General features: G+C 58.5%; 27 protein-coding genes. 15 read left to right on the forward strand and 12 right to left on the reverse strand.

Annotated elements, in window-relative coordinates; all coding sequences use genetic code 11:
- Positions 1 to 75 precede the first annotated feature (75 nt).
- The 3 genes from EXN68_RS05865 to EXN68_RS05875 are packed head-to-tail and all read right to left on the reverse strand — an operon-like array spanning position 76 to position 1,406.
- Positions 76 to 600 (reverse strand): DUF1697 domain-containing protein, encoded by a 525-nt coding sequence (locus EXN68_RS05865; RefSeq protein WP_142840042.1) that lies wholly within the window; start codon positions 598 to 600, stop codon positions 76 to 78.
- On the reverse strand, positions 597 to 956 hold the full coding sequence (gene yidD, locus EXN68_RS05870; protein WP_142840043.1) for a membrane protein insertion efficiency factor YidD: 360 nt from the start codon (positions 954 to 956) through the stop codon (positions 597 to 599). Before yidD ends, EXN68_RS05865 begins: the two co-directional genes overlap by 4 nt.
- Before the next feature lie 3 nt (positions 957 to 959).
- Entirely contained in the window at positions 960 to 1,406 is a 447-nt protein-coding gene (locus EXN68_RS05875; RefSeq protein WP_142840044.1) for an iron-sulfur cluster assembly scaffold protein, read from the reverse strand.
- 281 nt (positions 1,407 to 1,687) lie between these two features.
- Here EXN68_RS05875 and folE point away from each other — a divergent pair, with 281 nt between their 5' ends.
- The 4 genes from folE (at position 1,688) to EXN68_RS05895 (ending at position 4,332) form a co-directional block, all read left to right on the forward strand.
- Positions 1,688 to 2,314: a GTP cyclohydrolase I FolE gene (gene folE, locus EXN68_RS05880; RefSeq protein WP_142840045.1), complete on the forward strand. Its 627-nt coding sequence runs from the start codon at positions 1,688 to 1,690 to the stop codon at positions 2,312 to 2,314.
- A gap of 127 nt (positions 2,315 to 2,441) precedes the next feature.
- The gene (gene hisI, locus EXN68_RS05885; protein WP_142840046.1) at positions 2,442 to 2,894 is read left to right on the forward strand and encodes a phosphoribosyl-AMP cyclohydrolase; all 453 of its coding nucleotides are present in this window, start codon (positions 2,442 to 2,444) and stop codon (positions 2,892 to 2,894) included.
- Between the two features lie 94 nt (positions 2,895 to 2,988).
- A complete protein-coding gene (locus EXN68_RS05890) occupies positions 2,989 to 3,924 on the forward strand; it encodes a patatin-like phospholipase family protein (RefSeq protein ID WP_142840047.1) in 936 nt (311 codons plus the stop codon).
- 48 nt (positions 3,925 to 3,972) lie between these two features.
- Positions 3,973 to 4,332: a hypothetical protein gene (locus tag EXN68_RS05895; protein WP_237681369.1), complete on the forward strand. Its 360-nt coding sequence runs from the start codon at positions 3,973 to 3,975 to the stop codon at positions 4,330 to 4,332.
- Between the two features lie 98 nt (positions 4,333 to 4,430).
- On the opposite strand, the gene EXN68_RS05900 is transcribed toward EXN68_RS05895, so the two are convergent.
- Both EXN68_RS05900 and EXN68_RS05905 read right to left on the reverse strand, forming a co-directional pair.
- Positions 4,431 to 4,865: a CBS domain-containing protein gene (locus tag EXN68_RS05900; RefSeq protein ID WP_142840048.1), complete on the reverse strand. Its 435-nt coding sequence runs from the start codon at positions 4,863 to 4,865 to the stop codon at positions 4,431 to 4,433.
- 200 nt (positions 4,866 to 5,065) lie between these two features.
- Positions 5,066 to 5,803: a rhomboid family intramembrane serine protease gene (locus EXN68_RS05905; protein ID WP_142840049.1), complete on the reverse strand. Its 738-nt coding sequence runs from the start codon at positions 5,801 to 5,803 to the stop codon at positions 5,066 to 5,068.
- A 357-nt stretch (positions 5,804 to 6,160) separates the two neighbouring features.
- Between EXN68_RS05905 and EXN68_RS05910 the strand changes: the two genes are divergently transcribed.
- From EXN68_RS05910 to EXN68_RS05925, 3 genes are all read left to right on the forward strand, one after another.
- Positions 6,161 to 6,718, forward strand: a complete 558-nt coding sequence (locus EXN68_RS05910; protein ID WP_142840050.1) for a PAS domain-containing protein — start codon at positions 6,161 to 6,163, stop codon at positions 6,716 to 6,718.
- A 184-nt stretch (positions 6,719 to 6,902) separates the two neighbouring features.
- Positions 6,903 to 7,520 (forward strand): PilZ domain-containing protein, encoded by a 618-nt coding sequence (locus EXN68_RS05915; protein ID WP_142840051.1) that lies wholly within the window; start codon positions 6,903 to 6,905, stop codon positions 7,518 to 7,520.
- A 775-nt stretch (positions 7,521 to 8,295) separates the two neighbouring features.
- On the forward strand, positions 8,296 to 8,901 hold the full coding sequence (locus EXN68_RS05925) for a transglutaminase-like cysteine peptidase (RefSeq protein WP_046798293.1): 606 nt from the start codon (positions 8,296 to 8,298) through the stop codon (positions 8,899 to 8,901).
- 89 nt (positions 8,902 to 8,990) lie between these two features.
- Here EXN68_RS05925 and EXN68_RS05930 read toward each other — a convergent pair whose 3' ends face one another.
- Positions 8,991 to 9,428 carry a DUF1489 family protein gene (locus EXN68_RS05930; RefSeq protein WP_142840053.1) on the reverse strand — a complete coding sequence of 146 codons (438 nt, stop codon included), beginning with the start codon at positions 9,426 to 9,428 and terminating at the stop codon, positions 8,991 to 8,993.
- A 65-nt stretch (positions 9,429 to 9,493) separates the two neighbouring features.
- Entirely contained in the window at positions 9,494 to 10,897 is a 1,404-nt protein-coding gene (locus EXN68_RS05935) for an L-serine ammonia-lyase (protein ID WP_142840054.1), read from the reverse strand.
- Here EXN68_RS05935 and EXN68_RS27385 point away from each other — a divergent pair.
- Together EXN68_RS27385 and EXN68_RS05945 are read left to right on the forward strand one after the other, a co-directional pair.
- A complete protein-coding gene (locus EXN68_RS27385; RefSeq protein ID WP_161991223.1) occupies positions 10,896 to 11,201 on the forward strand; it encodes a hypothetical protein in 306 nt (101 codons plus the stop codon). The two genes, EXN68_RS05935 and EXN68_RS27385, sit on opposite strands and share 2 nt — an antisense overlap.
- Before the next feature lie 407 nt (positions 11,202 to 11,608).
- A complete protein-coding gene (locus EXN68_RS05945; RefSeq protein ID WP_142840055.1) occupies positions 11,609 to 11,959 on the forward strand; it encodes a hypothetical protein in 351 nt (116 codons plus the stop codon).
- Positions 11,960 to 12,282: 323 nt separating this feature from the next.
- On the opposite strand, the gene EXN68_RS05955 is transcribed toward EXN68_RS05945, so the two are convergent.
- Together EXN68_RS05955 and EXN68_RS05960 are read right to left on the reverse strand one after the other, a co-directional pair.
- The gene (locus EXN68_RS05955; protein WP_142840056.1) at positions 12,283 to 13,047 is read right to left on the reverse strand and encodes a phosphodiester glycosidase family protein; all 765 of its coding nucleotides are present in this window, start codon (positions 13,045 to 13,047) and stop codon (positions 12,283 to 12,285) included.
- A gap of 107 nt (positions 13,048 to 13,154) precedes the next feature.
- Positions 13,155 to 13,316, reverse strand: coding sequence for an entericidin domain-containing protein (locus EXN68_RS05960; protein WP_003495552.1), 162 nt, complete (start codon positions 13,314 to 13,316; stop codon positions 13,155 to 13,157).
- A 190-nt stretch (positions 13,317 to 13,506) separates the two neighbouring features.
- Here EXN68_RS05960 and EXN68_RS05965 point away from each other — a divergent pair, with 190 nt between their 5' ends.
- Both EXN68_RS05965 and EXN68_RS05970 read left to right on the forward strand, forming a co-directional pair.
- The gene (locus EXN68_RS05965) at positions 13,507 to 14,283 is read left to right on the forward strand and encodes a formyl transferase (RefSeq protein ID WP_142840657.1); all 777 of its coding nucleotides are present in this window, start codon (positions 13,507 to 13,509) and stop codon (positions 14,281 to 14,283) included.
- Between the two features lie 88 nt (positions 14,284 to 14,371).
- Positions 14,372 to 15,292, forward strand: a complete 921-nt coding sequence (locus tag EXN68_RS05970; RefSeq protein ID WP_142840057.1) for a methylenetetrahydrofolate reductase — start codon at positions 14,372 to 14,374, stop codon at positions 15,290 to 15,292.
- A 53-nt stretch (positions 15,293 to 15,345) separates the two neighbouring features.
- Here EXN68_RS05970 and EXN68_RS05975 read toward each other — a convergent pair whose 3' ends face one another.
- Positions 15,346 to 16,284, reverse strand: a complete 939-nt coding sequence (locus EXN68_RS05975) for a LysR family transcriptional regulator (RefSeq protein ID WP_170979853.1) — start codon at positions 16,282 to 16,284, stop codon at positions 15,346 to 15,348.
- Between the two features lie 239 nt (positions 16,285 to 16,523).
- On the opposite strand from EXN68_RS05975, the gene EXN68_RS27865 reads away from it, so the two are divergent.
- Together EXN68_RS27865 and EXN68_RS05985 are read left to right on the forward strand one after the other, a co-directional pair.
- The gene (locus EXN68_RS27865) at positions 16,524 to 16,742 is read left to right on the forward strand and encodes a DUF1127 domain-containing protein (RefSeq protein WP_142840058.1); all 219 of its coding nucleotides are present in this window, start codon (positions 16,524 to 16,526) and stop codon (positions 16,740 to 16,742) included.
- Positions 16,743 to 17,013: 271 nt separating this feature from the next.
- Complete coding sequence (locus EXN68_RS05985) at positions 17,014 to 18,054, forward strand: GlxA family transcriptional regulator (protein ID WP_142840059.1); 1,041 nt, start codon at positions 17,014 to 17,016, stop codon at positions 18,052 to 18,054.
- A 241-nt stretch (positions 18,055 to 18,295) separates the two neighbouring features.
- On the opposite strand, the gene EXN68_RS05990 is transcribed toward EXN68_RS05985, so the two are convergent.
- Positions 18,296 to 19,771: an NAD(P)H-hydrate dehydratase gene (locus EXN68_RS05990; RefSeq protein ID WP_142840060.1), complete on the reverse strand. Its 1,476-nt coding sequence runs from the start codon at positions 19,769 to 19,771 to the stop codon at positions 18,296 to 18,298.
- Positions 19,768 to 20,040 carry a hypothetical protein gene (locus EXN68_RS27630; protein WP_142840061.1) on the reverse strand — a complete coding sequence of 91 codons (273 nt, stop codon included), beginning with the start codon at positions 20,038 to 20,040 and terminating at the stop codon, positions 19,768 to 19,770. The genes EXN68_RS05990 and EXN68_RS27630 overlap by 4 nt, the downstream gene beginning before the upstream one ends.
- An 89-nt stretch (positions 20,041 to 20,129) precedes the next feature.
- Between EXN68_RS27630 and EXN68_RS06000 the strand changes: the two genes are divergently transcribed.
- Positions 20,130 to 20,468: a P-II family nitrogen regulator gene (locus EXN68_RS06000; protein WP_003508042.1), complete on the forward strand. Its 339-nt coding sequence runs from the start codon at positions 20,130 to 20,132 to the stop codon at positions 20,466 to 20,468.
- Between the two features lie 71 nt (positions 20,469 to 20,539).
- Positions 20,540 to 21,949 carry a type I glutamate--ammonia ligase gene (gene glnA / locus EXN68_RS06005; RefSeq protein WP_080816817.1) on the forward strand — a complete coding sequence of 470 codons (1,410 nt, stop codon included), beginning with the start codon at positions 20,540 to 20,542 and terminating at the stop codon, positions 21,947 to 21,949.
- Positions 21,950 to 21,978: the final 29 nt, after the last annotated feature.

Consider the following 21,978-nt stretch of genomic DNA (forward strand, 5'->3'; position numbering starts at 1 on the left):
AATGATTTGCCCGCGATAAGCGAACAGGCAGGCTGATAAAGGCTTTTGCCATTCCAGTCAAAGGTGAAGGGCATTTCAGCCGAGCATTTTCGCCAGCCCGTTGACGGTATTGGCGTTACGGGTCGTGCCTACGCCAAGCCTTTTCGTGGTCAGGACTGACAGCAACCGACTCTCGCTCGGCTTGCCTTGAAAATCGATCCAAAGGTCGCCGCCGACGACGGCAATCTTTTCCTGCTGACGATATTTCTCGAGTGATCCAAGAACGTCCTCACCAAGCGGCTCCCGCATCACCCGAATGCAGACGTCAGGAGAATTGCCATGCGGAAACGGATTGTCTGACGCCAGCCTCAGCCAGTCGCCACCCGCCCGAACGAGTATATCGACATGTTTGCCGAACCGCGCCTCAAAAGCGCGCTCAAGCCTGTCCTCGATCTCGTAAACGGGGGCTGCCTCACCACGAAAGACCAGATTTCCGGTGGCAACCAGCGTTCTGCAGTCCTGAAATCCCAGTTCCCCGGCCATCGCCCGCAGATCGGCCATCACCAGCCGCTTGCCGGCGCCCAGAACGATGCTGTGCAGCAGCGCCACATACTCACTCATCTGCGCAGGCTCCAGTAACGCCAGGGTGCCCACCAGCGTCGCTTTTCACCGAGCGTTTCCGGCACCGGGTCGAGCCCGCTGGTGCCGCCCGGGCCGCAGCGCGCCACGCGAAACAGCGTCATCCAGCCGCCTGCCCAAAGCCCGTGGCGGGCAATCGCCTCATAACCATATTCGGAACAGGTGGGGATATGGCGGCAGGAATTGCCGATGAAACCGGAAAGTGTGAGCTGATAAAGCCTGATAAAACCGACGCCGAAAAGCCGTCCCGGTGTTTTGGCGAAAGCGCCAGCCCAGTTGCGGGATCGTCCGGCTTTCACCGCTGTCTGCTGGTGCCGGCAGCCCGGTTCGCCGCACATCGTCTAACCCGCAGCGTTCAGAACCGGCCGGCCTTCGATCTGGTCGAGCGCATCGACCACCGCTTCGAAAGTCAGCATGGTGGAGGCGTGGCGGGCCTTGAAATCCCGGACGGGGGAAAGCACCCGCATATCCTCAAAACGGCCCGTCGGCCCCTCGCCGCCCTGTTTCAGCATCGCCAGCATATCTTCCCGCGCCTGGCGGATTTCACCGCTGGAAGCGCCGATGACATGATGCGCCATGATGGAAGAAGACGCCTGACCGAGCGCGCAGGCACGAACCTCGTGCGAAAATCCGGTCACGATGCCGTCTTTCACCTTCAGATAGACCTTGAGCTTCGAGCCGCATAGCCGGGAGTGTTTTTCGGCGCTGGCATCGGCATCCTCAAGAACACCGATCAGCGGAATATTCCCGGCAAAGTCCAGAATGCGGTTATTGTAGATGTCATCCATCGTCAGGTGTCCGGCGCGCTCAAAATGCCCAAAACGGGACAGGTCAGATTTTTCAAACACAGCGTTTGTCGCAGTGAAGCTTTCCTGCCCTTCATTCTCATTATATGCTAACGAGCTTTCTGGACATCAAGCCATGATGAAATTAACGGCTTCGATACCGAATTATCAGCAGCGGCCTTGCCAAAATGCTGTAAAACAACCAGATAGCAGCAACTGCGAACATGAGTTCGCGATGAAAAACGAGTTCAGGTGCGGCCTTTACCCGCATCGGGAGAGACGAAATGGATGCGATCGTGAAGAATTTCCCCGGCGCTGGCACAAAACCCGACGTGGCCGAGGCTCGCCCAAGCCAGGCGGAAGCTGAAGAAGCAGTACGCGTTCTTCTGCGCTGGGCGGGAGAAAATCCTGCCCGTGAAGGACTTCTGGATACGCCGAAGCGTGTCGCCAAGGCCTATCGCGAACTCTTCGCCGGTTATGAGCTGAATGTTCAGGACGTGCTCGGCACGACCTTCGAGGAAGTCGGCGGTTATGACGATGTGGTGCTGGTGCGCGACATCCCGTTCTTCTCCCATTGCGAACACCATATGGTGCCGATCGTCGGCAAGGCGCATGTCGCCTATCTTCCGGCTGGCCGCGTGCTTGGCCTGTCGAAGATTGCCCGCGTTGTCGAGATTTTCGGCCGCCGCCTGCAGACGCAGGAAAACATGACCGCGCAGATCGCCAGATCCATTGAGGAAACGCTGAAACCGCGTGGCGTGGCCGTCATGATCGATGCCGAACATATGTGCATGTCGATGCGCGGCGTCAACAAGCAGGGGTCGACAACGCTGACCACCAGCTTCACCGGCTCGTTCAAGAACGACCCGGCCGAGCAGGTCCGCTTCATGACCATGGTGCGGAACCGCTAGGCATCGGACCGAATCGCACAGCGCGGTTTTCGGGAAATCCGGTGATCAGATAAGACCTGGAGTGGCGGAATCGATTCCGTTCTTTCGCCGCTCTGATCGTTCCGCCAGTTCAGTTTCCGGGGTTACCATGTCCATTCCCTTTCCATCCGCGCCAGCGGATAAGGAAGTGCTCGAAAACGCAGGCCTTTTTTCGCCAAAATTCGATGCCAACGGCCTCGTTACCGCCGTGGTCACCGACGCTCGCGACGGTGAATTGCTGATGGTCGCCCATATGAATGCCGAAGCCCTGTCGCTGACGCTGCAAACGGGCATCGCCCACTATTACAGCCGCTCGCGCGACAAGATCTGGAAGAAGGGCGAAACATCCGGCAACCTGCAGACGGTGAAGGAATTCCGCACCGATTGTGATCAAGACGCCGTATGGCTGAAAGTCTCCGTCGCTGGCCATGATGCCACCTGCCATACCGGCCGCCGCTCCTGCTTTTATCGCACCGTGGAAATGTCTGATGGCAAAGCCGTGACCAAAATCACCGACGATACCCGCCATTTTGATCCAGCAACCACCTATTCCGGCACCTAAACGGCCGGCTTCCATCGGCCGCACCAATTTGCTACCAATATAACAGGTTCCGGGGATAGGACGGAGCCTCACGGAACTGGCAGGGAGTGCGATCATGTTGGGATGGGGAAATCGTCGCAATCAGCTCGCGGCTGGAAACCCCGAAGACATGGAGCCGCCCATCGTCAGCGAGCGCGTTGATACGCGCCGCATCGCGCTGGCGCTCGGTGGCGGGGCCGCACGCGGCTGGGCCCATATCGGCGTCCTGCGGGCGCTGGACGAGGCAGGCGTGAAAATCGGCATGATTGCCGGCACCTCGATCGGCGCTCTGGTCGGCGGGTGTTATCTGGCCGGCAAGCTTGATGAGCTTGAAGAATTCGCCCGTTCGCTGACCATGCGCCGTATTGCCGGCCTGCTTGACCTGACGATCGGCGGCGGCGGCCTGTTTGGCGGCATGCGGCTGACCAAACGCATGCAGGAACATCTGGAAGGCCTGCGCGTCGAGAACCTCGAACATCCCTTCATCGCCGTCGCCACGGAACTGCGCACCGGCCATGAGGTCTGGATCCATCAGGGCGACCTCGTCACCGCACTTCGCTCATCCTATGCGCTGCCGGGAATTTTCGAACCGGTGCAATGCAACGGCCGCACTTTGATCGACGGCGCGCTGGTCAATCCCGTGCCGGTTTCGGTCTGCCGGGCCTATGAGCAGGCGCTGGTCGTTGCCGTCAACCTCAATTACGATCTGTTTGGCCGCTCCGCCGTGGTCAAGCATGCAGCTTCGCCACATTCAGGTTCCGCTCCGGCCGTGGAAAACACCCCGCGCCCCGGCCTGCCGGGCGTCATGGTACAGGCCTTTAACATCATTCAGGACCGGATTTCACGCTCGCGCCTCGCCGGCGATCCGCCCGACCTCATGTTGCATCCGCGCATCAACGATATCGGCCTGTCGGAATTCCATCGCGCCAGCGAAGCCATCGACAGGGGATATCAGGAAACGCGCGCCCGTATTCCCGAACTGGAGCGCATGCAGCAGGCGTTCCGGCGTTAGCGCCGGCCACTGTGACACGTCTCCAGCTTCATAAATCATGTGAAACGGATGGATGAAACGCCGAGCTTTCATGAGCCCATGTATTGGTATATCTCAATCCTGCCTCCAGCCGCGCAAAACACATTATGCGATACGGCTCTGCTAATCGGATTTCTGGAAGGGCAGCCTCAGCTCAGACGCAGAAACGCCGTCAGTTTTGGATCGGCAGACGGTCAGCCATGGATCGACATCACCATTGTGAAAGAAACGGCCGAGGGCAACTGGTCCAGCAATGGCACATTCATTTCGCAGTTCAATCGGGTTGAAATCGTCTGCTCCGATGATGAGCGGCGAGAGTTCTACGTGGAAATATCCACTAAAATAGCCGACTTCCTTCAATGGCGACTTGTGACGCGAGACGACGCATGAGTTCCGGCTAGAGCATTTCCGCTTTTCTACGAAAGGCGAAAACGCTCTACCTTTTTGTTTTTACGCATTTCCCGGCCGCCTCCAACCGGGACGCAAAGTCATCCTGCGATATAGGCCTTGATGTGTTCCGCCTCGGCCTCGATCTCGCCGATCCGCGCCTTCACCACGTCACCGATGGAGATAATACCGGCAAGGCGGCCATTCTCCTCGACTGGAATATGGCGGAAACGCCCACCGGTCATGATTTCCATCAGCTCGTCGGTGGTAGAATTGTGATGACAGCGGATGACGTTTTTGGTCATGGCCACGGAGACGGATTGCAGCAGGGAAGCGGCGCCCTGGCCAGCCACGGCCTTCACCAGATCACGTTCCGTGAAAATGCCGAGAACGACACCATCGGCATCCGTCACGACGACCGAACCGATCTTGTGCGCATGCAGCGTTCCCGCTGCCTCGCCGATGCTGACCTCCGGCCCCACGGTCACGACATCCCGGCCCTTGCGGTCGAGAAGATCCTTTACGAATGTTGGCATGCCTTCCTCCTCTTTTCAGCGATCACAGCACGCCGCAGTCTCCCCCGGCGGTTGCAAATCATGAAGCATGGTGCGCTGAGGCCCGTGTGAATGCAATCCCGGATGGGACGCGCCCAAGCAAATTTGCGCCATGGCCGACAAGGAGCGTGATCGCTTCGACGCGCCGCCACAAACCGTGGCGCGCCTCTGCCGGGCCCGTTTTAGCGCAGCGGGCGATCAAACAGGCCGAAGAACAGGAAGCCCAGCAGAAAGCCGAAAACATGCGCGTCCCAGGCGATTTCACCACCGACATCGCCGAACAGCGGTATGCCGACCGCGATAAGCACATTGCCGAACAGCCACATGAGCGTGAAGATCAGTACGGTGCGGTTGGACAGCGCCTCCAGAATGCCCTGCCGCGGCATCAGATGGCCGAAAGAGGCATTGTAGCCACCACGGGCGGGGAAAACGAACCGGCAGGCTGCTCCCATCAGTGCCGAAACAACGCCGGACGCGCCAATCAGCACCGTGACATCGCCCCAGTTCAACGCCGCATGGCCGAAGGCCGAAACGGCGGCGGAAATGCACCATAACAGCACGAAGCGTAATGTTCCGATCCGGCGCAGAACCGGTGCGCCAAAGGCCATCAGCCACAATCCGTTAAACAGAATATGTTCGATGCCGCCATGCAGGAAAGAATAACTGACCGGCGTCCAGAGCCATTCCAGACCCTGCTGGGAGAAAGGCACGGCATAACGCAGCGGAATGAAGCCGAAGGTGAAGATGAACCAGCCGTTGCCATCCTCCGACAGGAGATAGGCAGGAACCACATAGGCAACCAGGAGCGCCGCCAATATGCCGACGAGAAGCGGCGGCAGGTTGAAGACGGGATTGTTCGTGTCGTCTTTCGGCTCCGGCGTTTCCGAAACCGGCGGCTGTTCGCCGTCCCCGTAGGACATGATCGCATCCCTGTCTTGTCGAAATTTCTATCTTCCGAGCAATATAGGAAGCCCGGACGAAAAAAAAGCCGTCCTGCCTTTCCCGCAGCTGACGCCAAAACCGGGGTCGGTTCAAGCGCCGCCGCCAAAGGCAGTCCGGCTTGCGGCCACGCCGTAAAATCACGGGCGCTGCCATCAATTGTGCTGACCGGAGTTTGTCCCCGACATGGCCGCACCGATGCCACGGGCTTCATCGCCGCGCAATATCAACCCTTTGTTAACCTTAACAAAACCGGCTGGCATGAAAATCGCTACACCTCCCCATACAGGCGTTCGAATGGACATGATGTCCCAAAAGCGAACATGGAGAACGGCGCTATGAAAAGCATGGCCGGACTGGACATATATAACTATTGGGACGAGTTGCGCGGCAACAGGCCCGCACCCCGTCGCGAAGACATCGATCCCGCAAAGTTGAAACATCATCTCGGTGATCTCTTCATCCTGACGGAAAAGGGAGAGGAAGCGCCTTTCTTCCGCCTCGCCGGCACGCGCATCTGTGACCTGTTTGGCCGGGAATTGCGCGACCGCCCGTTTTCGGAACTATGGCCGGCGGCAAAAGCCGTTTTCCCCTGCCGCGTCGCGCGCGGTATCCTGCAACATCAATTGCCCGTCGTCTTCGATGTCGAGGCGGAGGATGACTATGGCGCAGCACCGCTGGCATTCGAAATGCTGCTGCTGCCGCTGCGTCCGGACGAAGGTACCGCCCCGCGGCTGCTCGGCGCCTTGCTTCCGGCACATCCGCGTCACGAATTCGCCACCCCCATCAATTGCCTTTGGATGAAGAGCAGCCGCCTGCTGCAGATGGATATCGCGCAGACGCAACATTCGGAAAACACGCATACGGCTTTCACACCATTCGCGGGGAGCTGTTGACGGGGCCCATCCCTCCTTCAATGTGAGGACGGATGGCGCCCTGCAACCAGGAATCTTTGCTGAAAATAGGTCAAAGCTGTAACGATATCGCCGATCGTAAGAATTGTAGATATCAAGTAATACAGTCTGTTAACCCGCGCAGAGTAGAGATTTGTCATCATCATCCGTTACAATTGCGCTGTCCATGTTTTCATCTCGTTCGGTCAACACTGCCCAAATCCTGCGTCCGGTTGAAGAGGTTCCGCTTGACGACGCCGTCGTCGTGTCCTTTTCCGGCCGCCTCATGTTGCCCGACCATGAAGAATATGACTGCACCGCAACCGAGATGACCGCCGAAAGAGCGCAGTTCACCTGCTCGGGCATGGCCCGCAATGGTGACCGCGTCATCGCTTATCTCCAGCATATCGGCCGGATCGAAGGCTCGGTAACGTCACTCACCGCCTCCGGCTTCGTCATCAGCATCAATGCGCCGGAGCGCAAGCGGGAAAAGCTCGCCGCCCAGCTGGCATGGATCGCCAAGCGTCAACTTCTCGGCCTTCCGGAAGACCGCCGCCACGACCGACTGACGCCGCGCAATGCCAAGGCGCATCTGGTTCTGGAAGATGGCGTGCTCGTCTCCTGCCGGCTGATCGACCTTTCCCTGTCCGGTGCGGCCATCGAAGTCGAAAACCGTCCGCCGCTCGGCAGCCGGGTCCAGCTCGGCAAGAACATGAGCGGCAAGATTGTGCGCCACTTCATGGAAGGCGTCGCAGTCGAATTCGACCGCGTCCAGTCTCCCGACGCGCTGATCGAATTTCTCTAAGTCGCCGCTGCGACACCTGCGCAGCCATTAACAGCCGAAAATCCATGACGTCAGGAATGCCCAACATTCCTGGCAAGCCCACTTCCGTCACGCTGAATGTGTGACGGCTGTGCGCCCGGTGTTGATGGGCATCTGTGCGGCTTTTCTTTTCCGCCGTCCGACCTTACGCCAGAATCCAGCCAGCCAAACCCTTGATCTCGGAGAAGTCCCCCCCGTCGCGTCAACCCGCTTCGACGGGCTTCCGATGCAAGGACGACGCCGCGAAATTGAAACACTTCAGCGCGGGATGCCGTCCCAGCCCCCACTTCCCATCCCTTTGGATGCGCGGTGGTGGCACACCAAACTCTTCAATTCCGGCTCGGCAATGGCGCAGATCGAAACGCAAAGCGCTCGCTCAAAACATTTTTCCGCAAAAAAAGCAGTTTTTTTGAAGTTTTTTTAGCCGCTTTTCCATGGCGTCCCAACCTGAAACATCCATCCCAAAACGGGAAATCCGCTCCCCCGCCCGGCTTCTCCTGAAGACTTCACGCGGCTGTGAAAATCGCCCCGCCCAGAAAATCGCTGTCAATACAGCGGCATAAATGGCTACCAAAAACCTAAGGCCGCGATCCATAAAATTGTAGTAAAATTTGCTTCGAATACCCGTAAAATTTGACTCAAATACAATTCAAAACAACGGCTAATTTGCTGAAACTTAAGCTCAAATTGCCTCTCGCAAATTTCCGCCGGATCAAAATATACCTGCGAATGTCTCCTCAACACGGGGAGACAAGCAATGAACAACAACCGTATCGTTTTCGTCCTGATCGCATTCATCGTCAGCGCCTTCGCCCAGCAGGCCAGCGCATCGCCGGCTGCCGTCATGCGCGTCATCGGCAAGGCCAATCCGCCGATCGGCCACTATGAATTCTGCCAGACCTATCAGAGCGAGTGCCAGGCGACCTCGGTTGACACCGGCCCGATGAAGCTGACCGAAGAGCGCTGGAAGGCGATGCTCGACGTCAACTACACCGCCAACACCACGATCACGCCGATGACCGACATGGAAATCTACGGCGTTGAAGAGCGCTGGGCATACCCCACCACGGTTGGCGATTGCGAAGATTTCGTGCTTCTGAAGCGCAAGATGCTGATGAACAAGGGCTTCTCGGCTTCCAACCTGCTTATCACCGTCGTTCTGCAGCCGAATGGCGAAGGCCATGCCGTTCTGACCGTTCGTACCGATCGCGGCGATTTCGTACTCGACAACATGCGCAACAAGGTCATGAACTGGTCGGAAACCGAATATACCTACCTGAAGCGTCAGGACACCGCCAATCCGGGTCGCTGGGTGAAAATTCAGGATGGCCGCGCCACCAATGCGGTTGGCGGCATCCGCTAACACCAGCTACCCCACTAAAGTCTCCCCAAATGAAAAAGCCGGCTCCGCAAGGAGGCCGGCTTTTTCATTGTCGTAAAGAGCTACAAGTGTCAGAGCAGTCCAAGCTCGGCAAGTTCGCGCCTCAGATCGGATGGCATGTCCTCACCGCCGAAACCACCGCCACCGAGATCACGGGGCGCTTCATCGTCCTTGAGATAACGCCAGCCCTGAAACGGCCGCTTCGGCGCGGGTGACGTCTCAATCACTTCGGGGCCAAGAATGAGATCGCAGCGGGTAATCCCGTCTTCCCCCTTGAAGGAACGGAGATCGAGAAGCTTCTGCCGCGCCTGCACCTGCCCCTTGATGACCCAGTAGAGCGAGCCGCCTTCCAGCAATTCCTCGGCCCTTTTGGGGATCATGCGGGTGGTGTGCACGCTGTGCGGTTCCAGACCTGCGGCCATCGCGGTCAGCGAGCGCTGCGCGACCCAGTCTCTCAAATCCTGGAGTGAATCCGCGCCAACGCAAAGTTTGATGAGATGTAAAGGCATATTCCTATCAATGCCTTTTTGCGGCAGGCGTCAAGCATCTGGAGGATGCCGGCCGCCCTGCCCGCTCAGCACTCCACAACGTTGACGGCAAGGCCACCGGTGGAGGTTTCCTTGTATTTCTCGCTCATGTCGTTGCCGGTCTGACGCATGGTTTCGATGCAGGCGTCGAGCGGCACGAAATGCTGGCCGTCACCCTTCAGCGCCAGCGACGCCGCCGTTACAGCTTTCACGGCCCCCAGCGCATTACGCTCGATGCAGGGCACCTGCACCAGCCCGGCAATCGGGTCACAGGTCATGCCGAGATGATGTTCGAGCGCAATTTCAGCGGCATTTTCGATTTGTTCGGGCGAGCCGCCCATGACCGCCGCCAGACCTGCCGCCGCCATGGCCGCCGCCGATCCAACTTCGCCCTGACAGCCCACTTCCGCGCCGGAAATCGAGGCATTGTGCTTGATGATGCCGCCAATTGCCGCCGCCGTCAGCAGGAAGTCACGCACGTCGTCAACCGTTGCATCCTCATGGAAATGCCGGAAATATCGGACAGTGGCCGGCACGACGCCCGCCGCACCGTTGGTCGGCGCGGTAACCACCCGGCCACCGGCGGCATTTTCCTCGTTGACGGCCATGGCGTAGACGCTCAGCCAGTCATTCGCCATGACAGGATTGAACCGGTTGCTGCGCCATTCCGCATTCAGCTTTTCGTAAATGGAACGGGCACGACGGCGCACCTTCAGGCCGCCCGGCATGATGCCGTCGACTTTCAGCCCGCGCTCGATACAGCCATCCATCGCTTCCCAGATCTGGTCGAGCCGGTCGTTCAACTCGTCGCGGGAAACCACCGTCTCCTCATTCGCCCGTTTCATCTGGGCGATGGTGCGGCCGGAACGGGTCGCCATTTCCAGCATTTCCTTTGCCGAGGCGAAGGGATAGGGCACGCGCGGACCATTATCGATGGTCTTGCCGCGCTGCTTGATTGCCTCCAACTCGGTATCGGTCACGACAAAACCGCCACCGACCGAATAATAGATGCGCTTGACCAGCAGCCTGCCCTGATTGTCGAAGGCGGAGAAGGTCATGCCATTGGCATGGCCGGGCAGCGGGTTCTTCTTGTCAAATACCAGATCCTCGGCAGCCCGGAACTCGTAGGTCGGGTGTCCGGGCGGCGTGACCGTGCCGGCCTTTTCCACCGTCTCGATGATCGCATCCATGGCGTCGGGATCAACAAGGTCCGGCCGCTCGCCGGTCAGGCCGAGAATGACGGCACGCCCGGTGCCGTGGCCAATGCCGGTAAAGGCGAGCGAACCATGCAGGCTGACCTTCAGCCGCGAAACGCTGGCACCGGCCGGGCGCGGCCACTCATCGCTGAGGATCAGCGCCAGAAAGCGGTTGGCCGCCGTCATCGGACCCATCGTGTGGGAACTTGAAGGACCAATACCGATCTTGAAGACGTCAAAGACCGAAAGAAACATGAAGTTTTTCCTGACTGATGGATTCCACCATCATCATATCCAAAGCCGCGACGGATCGCCACCACAGCGTCGGATGCAAAATCTGTCGGGATTTTCGGAGAAATCCGGCGCTTCGGCAAGAACGAAGAGCGTCACCGGCTTTTGCGGCTGCGACATGCAGATCGCTGAAACGAAAACAGCACGGTTTCCAGAGGAAACCGCGCCGTTTTCAAAACCCGTCAATTCAGGAGAAGTGCTTATGGGCTGCCAAAAATGTACGTCAATGCGAGAAAAGCGGCAAAGCCTGCAAGTGCGCGCAAGGTAACGCCCCAGCAAGATTTCTGAGCGGTTTCTTCCATGATTACTCCAGCTATTCACTCTCCGGGGGATCTTCAAGACCCGGCCCGTTGGAAGAAGCATTTATTAAAATCCGGCGACGAACGCAAATGCAAAAAGCGGCTAAATGAAGGCTTTTTCGCCGGGCTGCCATTCGCCCCGCGCATAGGTGCATGAAAAAACAAGGTGTTAGAGCGCGACTTTCAAAACCGGCATTTCGGCCTTCGCCTCAATTTAGGCTAAAGTGTAACCGTTATTTAAAGCTTTCGTACAAACACCTGTTGAAAACCTTGGTCGCCGGCACGGCAAAGTCGAATTTATTCCGCAGTCGCCGCGCCTTGAAAGCCCAACACCTCTGCTTTATCGACGGCGGATAACGACAACGGGACTCACTCCATGCAGCAGGCATCCTCTTTTCCCGATCGCGAAACGGTCGCTTCGAAACTGACGTCGCTTGCAAGCGAGGACAAGGCATGGGTGTCGTTGCTGATGGAAAACGCCTTGCAGGATGAAAACCTGCTGGCCGGCCTCAATCTATATCTCGACCAGCAGGCCAATGCCCGCTTCCTCAACAGCCTGAAACTGGAAGCCGCCGGTGAATGGCTTGGCGCCAACGCCCCTGCCCGCCTGCAGATTCGCCTCGCGGAAGCCGCCAAAACCAGCCAGCACCCCGTTTATCTGGCCTTCCGCAAAGGGCTGACGGCATCGGCGGGACTTGAAAAAGCCTACCCTAAAGCGCCGATCTGATCTTCCGGCTGGAGCATGATGATTGGAGCGGGATTTCGGGCGAAAACCTGCTCTAGCTGTGATCGTTCGAGAGGTTTTCCATTGGCAACGGACCGGAGGTGCGTGGGGCTTTACCCCCCTCTGTCCTGCCGGACATCTCCCCCTCAAGGGGGGAGATCAATCTGGGGCAAGGTCTCGCCCATCTCAACCTCGGCGAATGAAGCGATGGTAATGCCGCTTGCCGATCTCCCCCCTTGAGGGGGAGATGTCCGGCAGGACAGAGGGGGGTAAAGCCCCACGCACCCTTGACCCGTGCCAATGGACAACCTCCTGAAAGCGAACATCTAATCCGGCACCCGGTCAACAACAGCGATGATCGGCCCCATGGGAAACAGCGTGTCGCGTCGCTTCATTGCGGGAATGTCGACGCTCGAAATCGTGCCGTCGAGATAAAGTGCGTTCGGCGCATCCAGCACATCCCGAAACAGTGTGGCAAAATCGTAGAAGCGCACGGAATTTTCCGAAATGGCGAAATGCACCATGCCATCGCGGGAGACGCCGACGCCGTTGCGTCGCTTCAGGCTGTCGCTGTCGGGCAGAAATCGCGGATGCAGTTTGCCGTCGATCACCAGCATCGGCCCCGACTGGGTGGCGAAATCCGGCCTGGGGTCTGCCGCCAGATAGGCCTCAGTCTCCAGCACGGCGGCCGTCGTGTCTTTCAGATAAAACACGCCATTCGGCAGAAGGTGAAAATTGCCCCAGCCGCCCCGGGTGCTGATCGACGAACGTTCCACGCCATTTTCGACAAACAGGCCAACCGGCGAATAGTCGGAATGATACATGCCGCCATTCATGGCGAAGATGCTGAACATATGCTGCCGCCAGAGCGCGGAGGACAGGTCGGCGAAGGAGCGATATCCCTGCCCGGAGACGTGATCGCGATCATAGATCCGGATGGTGTTCTTTGCCGGATCGAAACTGCACACGGTGTAGCGACCGCCCGCATGGTCCATGCTTTTGCAAAAATCCGCCTGCCCGCCGGCCTGCGCCGAAAACGGCAGCAACAATGGCAACAGCAGCTTCGCCAGTCTTTTCATCGATCCGTTCATGCCCACCCCGTGATTCTCGTCAGGGGAACATTCGCAGGGAAATTCAGTCAAAGAAAAGGCGTCACCCCTGTTTCAGGATGACGCCGCAACATTTAAGGGGAGTGCCGTTAGCGGCGGGCAGCGCGGTCCACATTGCGGCCGGCGTCCTGCGTCGCATCAACGGCATTCGCCGTATCCCGGCCCATGCCACGAATGGTGTTGCCGCAAGAGCTGAGCGTCACGACGGTCAACAGAGCCACGAAAACGGTCGAAAGAATGCGTGTAATCATTGAAATAACTCCCCTATGACTTGCCGTCCAAGGCAAGCGCCGATGTGATATGCGTCACAATAACGTGAGTCCCGAAAATCGGTTCCAGCGGCATTTCAAAAAATCCCGTCGATGAAAATTAACAGGGTGTTGAAGTTCACGAGGGAAACTCCACACCTGGATCATGGCTGAGGAAAATACCGTGGGTGATATGACTGACATCAACAATCGGCTTCTGGTGATGACGGCAGGCGGCGTGAACCCCAATATCATGATCAACGCGCTGGCCGACCGTTTCCCGGATATTCACGTCTTTGTCGAACAACCCGAAAGCAAATCGGTCATTCTCAGGCGGCGGGCGCGTCGGCTCGGCTGGTTTGTCGCCGCCGGCCAGCTGGCGACGATGGTCGCCTCCCGGCTCGGCAAACGCTTCACGGTTAAAAGAAGCCATCAGATCATCGCCGAGCACGGTCTTTCCGCCGAACTTGGCGATACCGTTCCCGTCACGCAATTTGCCTCGCTGAACGACGAGGAATGCCACAGGGCCGCCAATCTGCTGAAGCCGGCGGCGATTTTCACCATTTCCTGCCGGCTTTTGAAGCCCGCGACGCTGCAGGCCCTGCAATGCCCGGTCATCAATTTCCACGCCGGCATCAATCCCGCCTATCGCGGCCAGATGGGCGGGTATTGGGCACTGGTGGAAAAGGACCGCGGCAACTTCGGTGCAACCGTACATCTGGTTGACAAGGGCGTGGATACCGGCGCCACGCTTTACGAAAAACGGCTGAAACCCTCGCCTTCAGATACGATTGCCACCTATCCGCTGCTTCTCACCGCAGCCTCGGTGGATATCGCCGTCAACGCGGTCGAAGACGCATTATCCGGCAGCCTCGCACCACAGCCGCCCTCACCCGGAAAATCGGTACTGCGCTTTCCGCCGACGATCTGGACCTGGCTCTGGAACGGCCTGACAAAACGGATCTGGTGATCCCGCGCTGCATCGTGTTGCCAAGCTTCGTCGCAGATGCAGGGCTGTATTGCCGCATCAGGCACAGACGGCACCGAAAAAAAGATGCATGATAATCAAAAGGACCATGCACAAATTGCCCGACATTTCCGCCTCCTCCATCATCCCCGCCTCCATCGAAGCCTCACCCGCACACGTGCTTGGCCCGGCAAGCCTTGCCGGTCTCTTTCCGCAGGGCGTGCGCGTCTATCTGACCGACACCGGCACAGCCTCGCAGGTGAAGCTTGTCGATGCAGCAAGACATCTGCGCGATCTCGGTTATGAGCCTGTGCCGCATCTTGCGGCGCGGCGCATCCCGTCACGCGCGGAGTTTGAAGAACAGGTGAAGCGGCTGGCGGACGAAGCCGGCGTATCGGATGTGCTGGTTGTCGGCGGCGGCGTCGACAGGCCGGCCGGTCCCTTCGCGTCCAGCATGGATATGCTGTCCACCGGCATTTTCGACCGTTATGGAATAAGCCAGATCGCCATCGCCGGCCATCCCGAAGGCAGCCCGGATTTCAGCGAGGAGACGGCAATTGCCGCGCTGCGGCTGAAGCGTGATTTTGCGCAAAGAAGCGATGCGACGATGCGCATCGTCACCCAGTTCGGTTTCGATGCAGCCCGTTTCATCGCCTGGGCGGAAGGGCTTGCCGCATCAGGCATCGATCTGCCGGTGCATATCGGCGTTTCCGGCCCGGCCAAGATCACGACGCTGTTGAAATATGCAGCACTATGCGGTGTCGGCAATTCCATTGCCTATCTGAAGAAAAACGCGCTCTCCCTCACGACGCTGGCCAAGGGCCATTCGCCGGAAAGCGTCGTCGGACCGATCGAGCGGCACTGGCAGGCCAATCCGCAAGGGCCGATCCGGCAAATTCATGTCTTTCCGTTTGGCGGCCTGCAGAATTCGGCCGACTGGCTGGTTAATCGCGGAAGCTGGCAAACGGGCATTGCAGACCGTTCGGCATCACCGGATTCCGTCGCGGTCTGAAACATGCCTGCCCGCGCGCCCGGCCTTAAGACCACCGTGCAGGCCTGGCCATGTCACGCCGCCTTGGCAACCTCGACAAAGGCGCTGCGAATGCTCTCCGCCACCGCAAGCACCGGACGTGACGCCTTGTCGCCCATGATCAGGCGGATATCGAAACAGCCAAGTTCCGGCAGGCCTTCCTTGTCGCCCAGAATGACCATGTCGTTCAACACGTAGGATCGCGGCAAAGGCGCGATGGCAAGATCGGCGGCAATCGCCGCGCGCTGCGCCATCGTATGACCACTGAGATAAGCCACCCGGAAATTGCGCCCGCGCCTCTCCAGCGAATTGATCGCCTCCGAACGCCAGATGCAGCCTTCTTCCCAGATCGAAATCGGCAGCGGATCGCGCAGATAAGCCGTGCCGCATTTCGCACCCGCCCAGACGAGGCGTTCGCGCATAAGCACCTCGCCCGTGTCCCTGAGCGGATGCGAGGCGCAGTTGACGAGGGCCAGATCAAGCCGTTGCTCGTCCATGCGCTTGTAGAGATTGGAACTGGAATCGATGGTGACGTCGATCATGATGCCGGGGAAAGCCTCGGCAAAGCGCTTGAGAATGCCTGGCAGCAGGCCACGCTCGCCGATATCCTCCGGCGCGCCGAGACGCACCACACCGGAGAGCTCGGGCATGACGAAACGCGACACGGCTTCATTGGAGAGCGCGATCATGCGGCGCGCATAGGTCAGCAGCGTCTCGCCATGCGCGGTCAATGTTACCGAGCGGGCATCGCGCAGGAACAATGTCGTCTTCAACTGTTCCTCAAGCTTCTTGATCTGCATGGAAACGGCCGAGGGCGTCCTGAACACCACTTCCGCGGCGGTGGAGAAATTTCCCGTTTCCGCAATCGCGACGAAGGTTCTCAATATGTCGTTATCCAGCAACGGCAGCGGTTGGCGGAAAGTCACGGTCATGGCACGCACCTTCAAATATTTTGATTTATAGATGGATATCATTTCGTTTGATTGAATGTCAACAAGCGCGCACCATCCGGATATCGAATGACAGGGCGCAAAAAAGCTTGCTGTGACGAAGCACCGAACTGCCCTCATGGGATCCACGCGCAGCCGGCAGGCAATCCGTCAGTCATTCAGATAATTGATGAATGATATGAAATTCATTCTCTTGTTTGATGAAACATCCAGGCGCATATCGACGGCGCAAATCAATCGTGGTTCAGGAAAGGATCAAGGACATGACCATGATACACTATCTCCCGGCGGCGAACCGCTCCCCGCATCGTCCCTCTTCCAATGGCTGGCTTCATCGCCTGTCAGGCCACGTTTCTGCTCTTTACAGATCATGGCGTCGTGCCCGGATGTTGCGTGCGCTTGAGGCATTGCCGCCTGAAACATTGAAGGATATCGGATGGCCGACCACAGACAATTATCGCACAAGTGCCATTCGCAAATGATCTCTGACCGGTGGCTCGCAGCTATTTTGAGACTTGCGAGCCATCTCTTCCCGTGCCAATACGCTCCGGCAACGGCGTAAAAAAGCCTGCCTGTTTTACATGCGACACGACGCCTTTTTAAAAGGCTTGTCGCAAATTTTGCATATTTCAAAAGCGATTTTTTGACAGGCCCGATTCCACGGCGTATTTTTCGTTAAAGATGTCGGAAACAGGACATCCAGAAGACCGATTCCAAGGGAGGAATTGCGTATTCGCAACGGAGCACGGGCAAATGAGCAAAAACTCCCAGAAGAAACGCTCAATCGTCTTTTTTCTCATTCCGCAATTTACCATGCTGCCGTTCGCCGCAGCGGTTGAAACGCTTCGCATCGCCAACCGAATGTTGGGCTATCAGGCCTACGAATGGCGCATCGCTTCGCTCGATGGCCAGAAGGTCATGTCTTCAAGCGGCATCTGTCTCGAGGTCGACACCTGTCTCGCCGACGAGCGGCGGTATGTGAGCGGCGAAAACCGCGCAGAAATGGCCATCATCTGTTCGGGCATCGATGTGGACCAGCACATCAACAAGTCCGTCAATGCCTGGCTGCGCGAAGCCTATAATCGCGGCATCGCCATCGGCAGCCTCTGTACCGCCGCCCATATCCTTGCACAGGCAGGCCTGCTGAACGGCAAGCGCTGTGCGATCCACTGGGAAAATCTGCCGGGTTTTTCCGAAGCCTTTCCGCAGGTGGAAGTTTATGCCGATCTCTTCGAAGTCGACAGCAACATCTACACCTGCGCCGGCGGCACGGCCTCGCTTGACATGATGCTGAGCCTGATCGGCCAGGATTTCGGCGAAAACCTCGTCAACCGCGTCTGCGAACAGCAATTGACCGACCGGGTGCGCAGCCCCAACGACCGCCAGCGCCTGCCGCTGCGCGCCCGCCTCGGCGTGCAGAACAGCAAGGTCCTGTCGATTATCGAATTGATGGAAGGCAATCTCGCCGAGCCGCTGTCGCTGCTTGACATAGCCGATGCCGCCGATCTGTCACGCCGGCAGGTGGAGCGCCTGTTCCGTCAGGAAATGGGCCGCTCGCCCGCCCGCTATTACCTCGAAATCCGCCTCGACCGCGCCCGTCACCTGCTCGTGCAATCGGCCATGCCGGTTGTCGAAGTCGCCGTCGCCTGCGGTTTCGTCTCGGCCTCGCATTTCTCCAAGTGTTATCGCGAAATCTACAATCGGACACCGCAGCAGGAACGCGCCGAACGCAAGCTGCTGATCAGTGCCTCGCGAATGGCAATGGCGAGCCAGGGTGGCAAGGCCGCGCATTGAATGCGGGCTGAATGCCGCAAACGCGACGGAGCTTGTTTCAGGATAAAAAACCTCTCCTCCGTCATGCCGGACTTGATCCGGCATCCAGTCACGGCGCGTCTGCGCCGTGAGAAGAGTCTTTCGCGATCAAGGACTTGATCGCACTGGACCCCGGATCAAGTCCGGGGTGACGGAGTGGGGATGATGGAACTTTGCTAAACCACCGAATCTGTCAGCGGCTAGCAAACACAATCAGACAAATTCACCCAAACGGCCGGACCGCATGGGCAAGGTCCTCCGCCGTCAAGCCGTCGCCTGCCCGGTGGCCGGCCTCGCCATGCAGCCAGACCCCGGCCGCAGAGGCTTCGAAGGCGGGAGCTCCCTGCGCCAGCAGCGCGCCGATGATACCGGCCAGCACATCCCCTGATCCGGCCGTCGCAAGGCTCGCCGGCGCATTGGTGTTGACCAGCGCCCGGCCGTCGGGTGCGGCGATCACCGTATCCGCGCCCTTATAGACCAGCACCGCACCGCTACGCGCCGAAGCAACCTGCGCCTTCTCGATCTTGCTCAATCCGGCATCTGCAGCGAGATCGGGAAACAGCCGCGCAAACTCTCCCTCATGCGGTGTCAGCACGAATTTGCCCGTACCGGATGTAACCTGCTCGAACAGGGTCTCCGGGCAATCCCTGAAAGCGGTGATCGCATCGGCATCCAGCACCACCGCCCTGTCCCCAAGCAGGGACACGAACTGCCGCGCCTTTTCTAAATCGCCGAAACCCGGGCCAAGAACGAAAGTACCGTGACGCCGGTCATCCAGCCACAGCCGTAAATCATCGGCATCGTCCAAAGGCGAGTTCATAACCGCCGTCAGCATCATCGATAACACGTCCAGCGCTGCACGCGGGGCAGCGACGGTCACGATCCCCGCCCCCGCCTTCAACGCCGCAAGCGCCGTCATGCGGCTTGCCCCGGTCGCATGCGCCGGTCCGGCAAAGACCGTCAAATGCCCGCGGCGGAATTTATGGGTTTCCATATCGGCGCGCGGCAAGGCATGCCGCCACACAAGCGGATCATTTTCCGAAATTGAACCCGCATGGGCAGCGAGGATGCGGGCGGGAATGCCGATATCGAAGACCTCAAGCACCCCGCACAGCTCGCGCCCCGGCATCAGCAGGTGACCGGGCTTGCGCGCCATGAAAGTCACGGTTCGATCTGCCCTGAACGATGCACCGAGAGGCACGCCACGCCGGCCGCAGAGGCCCGAGGGCAGATCAACGGCAAGCACACGCACGCCCGCCTTTGCTACCGCCGCGATCACATCGGCAAGTTCGCCTGGAATATCACGTGACAGGCCAGCCCCGAAAACCGCATCAATCACCATGTCGCCGCCAACAGGCACATAATCGCCAAGCGGCAATGGCGTCACCCCGCTCCGCTCGAATGCCGTCCGCGCATCGCCCCTGAGCGCCGCCATATCGCCAAGATGATAAACCGCAACGGCTGCGCCACTCTGCAAAAGCACCCGCGCCGCCACATAACCGTCGCCGCCATTATTGCCGCCACCGCAAAGCACGACGAAACGCAGCGCCTGCGGATAATGGCGCAGGGCCGAGGCGGCAACCGCCTGCCCCGCCCGCTCCATCAGGTCATATAGTGGAATGCCGGACTGCCCGGCCGTCGCATCGATGCGGGCCATCACAACCGGGTCGATCAGGAAGAGCTGCGAAAGGGATGTCATGGACCGATCATCCCTTCAAAACGTCGGAAAGGCAATCGATACAAAAATAAGCAGATTGCCCTGACCGAATAATAGTCAAATGCATAAAATATAAACAGACCAGCAAAACACGCGTACTGAAACTCAAAATATAAGAGATCGCTAAAATAATACAAATCAACAGAAATGCGGATGGATTTTTCGGATTTTCGAGAGAAATTCGCCGGAAAACCGCCAAAAGCGAATGCATTTTGTGCCGGAAAGCCGAGTGGGCGAAGTTTTTTCTTCAAGCCCGCTTCCGATCTGGCACAATACGTGCATTCTTGTGGCAGAGCGGGAGTTACCTGCTTTAACGGGAGAAGCGGAGAGATATTTTCTCATGAAAAAGATCGAAGCGATCATTAAGCCTTTCAAGCTCGATGAAGTGAAGGAAGCCCTTCAGGAAGTCGGACTTCAGGGAATCACGGTCACGGAAGCAAAAGGCTTTGGTCGTCAGAAGGGCCACACGGAACTTTACCGCGGTGCGGAGTACGTCGTGGACTTTCTGCCGAAAGTGAAAGTCGAAGTCGTATTGGCGGACGAGAATGCGGAAGCCGTCATTGAGGCGATCCGCAATGCGGCCCAGACCGGACGTATCGGCGACGGAAAGATTTTCGTTTCCAATATCGAGGAAGTCATCCGCATCCGTACCGGTGAAACAGGCGTGGACGCCATATAATCAAGAAGGTCCCGGGCCGGGGAGGCTTGGGTTTTCACCTCGTCATCATCACACTCAAGGAAAACGTTTAAATGACGACCGCAAACGATATCTTGAAGCAGATCAAGGATAACGACATCAAGTTCGTGGACCTGCGCTTTACCGACCCCAAGGGCAAGCTGCAGCACGTCACCATGGATGTGGTGTGCGTAGACGAAGACATGTTCGCCGATGGCGTCATGTTCGACGGCTCCTCGATCGCCGGCTGGAAGGCCATCAACGAGTCCGACATGGTGCTGATGCCCGATCCGGCTACCGCCCACATCGACCCGTTCTTTGCCCAGTCCACCCTGGTCGTCCTTTGCGACATTCTCGACCCGGTCTCGGGCGAAGCCTATAACCGCGACCCGCGCGGCACCGCCAAGAAGGCCGAAGCTTACCTCAAGGCATCCGGCATCGGCGACACCGTTTTCGTCGGTCCCGAGCCTGAATTCTTTGTCTTCGACGACGTGAAGTACAAGGCAGACCCCTACAATACCGGTTTCAAGCTCGACTCGTCCGAACTGCCGTCCAACGACGACACGGATTACGAAACCGGCAACCTCGGCCATCGTCCGCGCGTCAAGGGCGGCTACTTCCCGGTTCCGCCGATCGACAGCCTGCAGGACATGCGCTCCGAAATGCTGACGGTTCTGGCCGAAATGGGCGTCGTTGTTGAAAAGCACCACCACGAAGTGGCTGCCGCGCAGCACGAGCTGGGCGTGAAGTTCGACACGCTGGTCTCCAGCGCCGACAAGATGCAGATCTACAAGTACGTCGTGCACCAGGTCGCCAATGCCTATGGCAAGACGGCAACCTTCATGCCGAAGCCGATCTTCGGCGATAACGGCTCGGGCATGCACGTGCACCAGTCGATCTGGAAGGGCGGCAAGCCGACCTTCGCTGGTGACGAATATGCCGGCCTGTCTGAAAACTGCCTCTTCTACATCGGCGGTATCATCAAGCACGCCAAGGCCATCAACGCCTTCACCAACCCCACCACCAACTCCTACAAGCGTCTGGTGCCGGGTTATGAAGCGCCGGTTCTGCTGGCCTATTCTGCCCGCAACCGTTCGGCCTCCTGCCGTATCCCCTTCGGCTCCAACCCGAAGGCAAAGCGCGTCGAAGTCCGCTTCCCGGATCCGACCCAGAACCCCTATCTCGGTTTTGCGGCCATGCTGATGGCCGGCCTTGACGGCATCAAGAACAAGATCCACCCCGGCAAGCCGATGGACAAGGACCTTTACGACCTTCCCGCCAAGGAACTGAAGAAGATCCCGACCGTCTGCGGTTCGCTGCGCGAAGCGCTGGAAAGCCTCGACAAGGATCGCAAGTTCCTGACCGCCGGCGGCGTATTCGACGACGACCAGATCGACTCGTTCATCGAGCTGAAGATGCAGGAAGTCATGCGTTTCGAAATGACCCCGCATCCGGTCGAATTCGACATGTACTACTCGGCCTAAGTCGTAATCCGGACGCTCTGCAAGGTGTC

It is taken from the genome of Martinezella rhizogenes, from assembly GCF_007002745.1.
GTDB lineage: Bacteria > Pseudomonadota > Alphaproteobacteria > Rhizobiales > Rhizobiaceae > Agrobacterium > Agrobacterium cucumeris.

What these genes read in the sequence shown, in the direction of transcription:
- EXN68_RS05865 (WP_142840042.1), bottom strand. Translation starts at nt 600, where the DNA reads ATGAGTGAGTATGTGGCGCTGCTGCACAGCATCGTTCTGGGCGCCGGC.
- yidD (WP_142840043.1), bottom strand. Translation starts at nt 956, where the DNA reads ATGTGCGGCGAACCGGGCTGCCGGCACCAGCAGACAGCGGTGAAAGCC.
- EXN68_RS05875 (WP_142840044.1), bottom strand. Translation starts at nt 1,406, where the DNA reads ATGGATGACATCTACAATAACCGCATTCTGGACTTTGCCGGGAATATT.
- folE (WP_142840045.1), top strand. Translation starts at nt 1,688, where the DNA reads ATGGATGCGATCGTGAAGAATTTCCCCGGCGCTGGCACAAAACCCGAC.
- hisI (WP_142840046.1), top strand. Translation starts at nt 2,442, where the DNA reads ATGTCCATTCCCTTTCCATCCGCGCCAGCGGATAAGGAAGTGCTCGAA.
- EXN68_RS05890 (WP_142840047.1), top strand. Translation starts at nt 2,989, where the DNA reads ATGTTGGGATGGGGAAATCGTCGCAATCAGCTCGCGGCTGGAAACCCC.
- EXN68_RS05895 (WP_237681369.1), top strand. Translation starts at nt 3,973, where the DNA reads ATGGATGAAACGCCGAGCTTTCATGAGCCCATGTATTGGTATATCTCA.
- EXN68_RS05900 (WP_142840048.1), bottom strand. Translation starts at nt 4,865, where the DNA reads ATGCCAACATTCGTAAAGGATCTTCTCGACCGCAAGGGCCGGGATGTC.
- EXN68_RS05905 (WP_142840049.1), bottom strand. Translation starts at nt 5,803, where the DNA reads ATGTCCTACGGGGACGGCGAACAGCCGCCGGTTTCGGAAACGCCGGAG.
- EXN68_RS05910 (WP_142840050.1), top strand. Translation starts at nt 6,161, where the DNA reads ATGAAAAGCATGGCCGGACTGGACATATATAACTATTGGGACGAGTTG.
- EXN68_RS05915 (WP_142840051.1), top strand. Translation starts at nt 6,903, where the DNA reads ATGTTTTCATCTCGTTCGGTCAACACTGCCCAAATCCTGCGTCCGGTT.
- EXN68_RS05925 (WP_046798293.1), top strand. Translation starts at nt 8,296, where the DNA reads ATGAACAACAACCGTATCGTTTTCGTCCTGATCGCATTCATCGTCAGC.
- EXN68_RS05930 (WP_142840053.1), bottom strand. Translation starts at nt 9,428, where the DNA reads ATGCCTTTACATCTCATCAAACTTTGCGTTGGCGCGGATTCACTCCAG.
- EXN68_RS27385 (WP_161991223.1), top strand. Translation starts at nt 10,896, where the DNA reads ATGAAGTTTTTCCTGACTGATGGATTCCACCATCATCATATCCAAAGC.
- EXN68_RS05935 (WP_142840054.1), bottom strand. Translation starts at nt 10,897, where the DNA reads ATGTTTCTTTCGGTCTTTGACGTCTTCAAGATCGGTATTGGTCCTTCA.
- EXN68_RS05945 (WP_142840055.1), top strand. Translation starts at nt 11,609, where the DNA reads ATGCAGCAGGCATCCTCTTTTCCCGATCGCGAAACGGTCGCTTCGAAA.
- EXN68_RS05955 (WP_142840056.1), bottom strand. Translation starts at nt 13,047, where the DNA reads ATGAACGGATCGATGAAAAGACTGGCGAAGCTGCTGTTGCCATTGTTG.
- EXN68_RS05960 (WP_003495552.1), bottom strand. Translation starts at nt 13,316, where the DNA reads ATGATTACACGCATTCTTTCGACCGTTTTCGTGGCTCTGTTGACCGTC.
- EXN68_RS05965 (WP_142840657.1), top strand. Translation starts at nt 13,507, where the DNA reads ATGACTGACATCAACAATCGGCTTCTGGTGATGACGGCAGGCGGCGTG.
- EXN68_RS05970 (WP_142840057.1), top strand. Translation starts at nt 14,372, where the DNA reads ATGATAATCAAAAGGACCATGCACAAATTGCCCGACATTTCCGCCTCC.
- EXN68_RS05975 (WP_170979853.1), bottom strand. Translation starts at nt 16,284, where the DNA reads ATGATATCCATCTATAAATCAAAATATTTGAAGGTGCGTGCCATGACC.
- EXN68_RS27865 (WP_142840058.1), top strand. Translation starts at nt 16,524, where the DNA reads ATGACCATGATACACTATCTCCCGGCGGCGAACCGCTCCCCGCATCGT.
- EXN68_RS05985 (WP_142840059.1), top strand. Translation starts at nt 17,014, where the DNA reads ATGAGCAAAAACTCCCAGAAGAAACGCTCAATCGTCTTTTTTCTCATT.
- EXN68_RS05990 (WP_142840060.1), bottom strand. Translation starts at nt 19,771, where the DNA reads ATGACATCCCTTTCGCAGCTCTTCCTGATCGACCCGGTTGTGATGGCC.
- EXN68_RS06000 (WP_003508042.1), top strand. Translation starts at nt 20,130, where the DNA reads ATGAAAAAGATCGAAGCGATCATTAAGCCTTTCAAGCTCGATGAAGTG.
- glnA (WP_080816817.1), top strand. Translation starts at nt 20,540, where the DNA reads ATGACGACCGCAAACGATATCTTGAAGCAGATCAAGGATAACGACATC.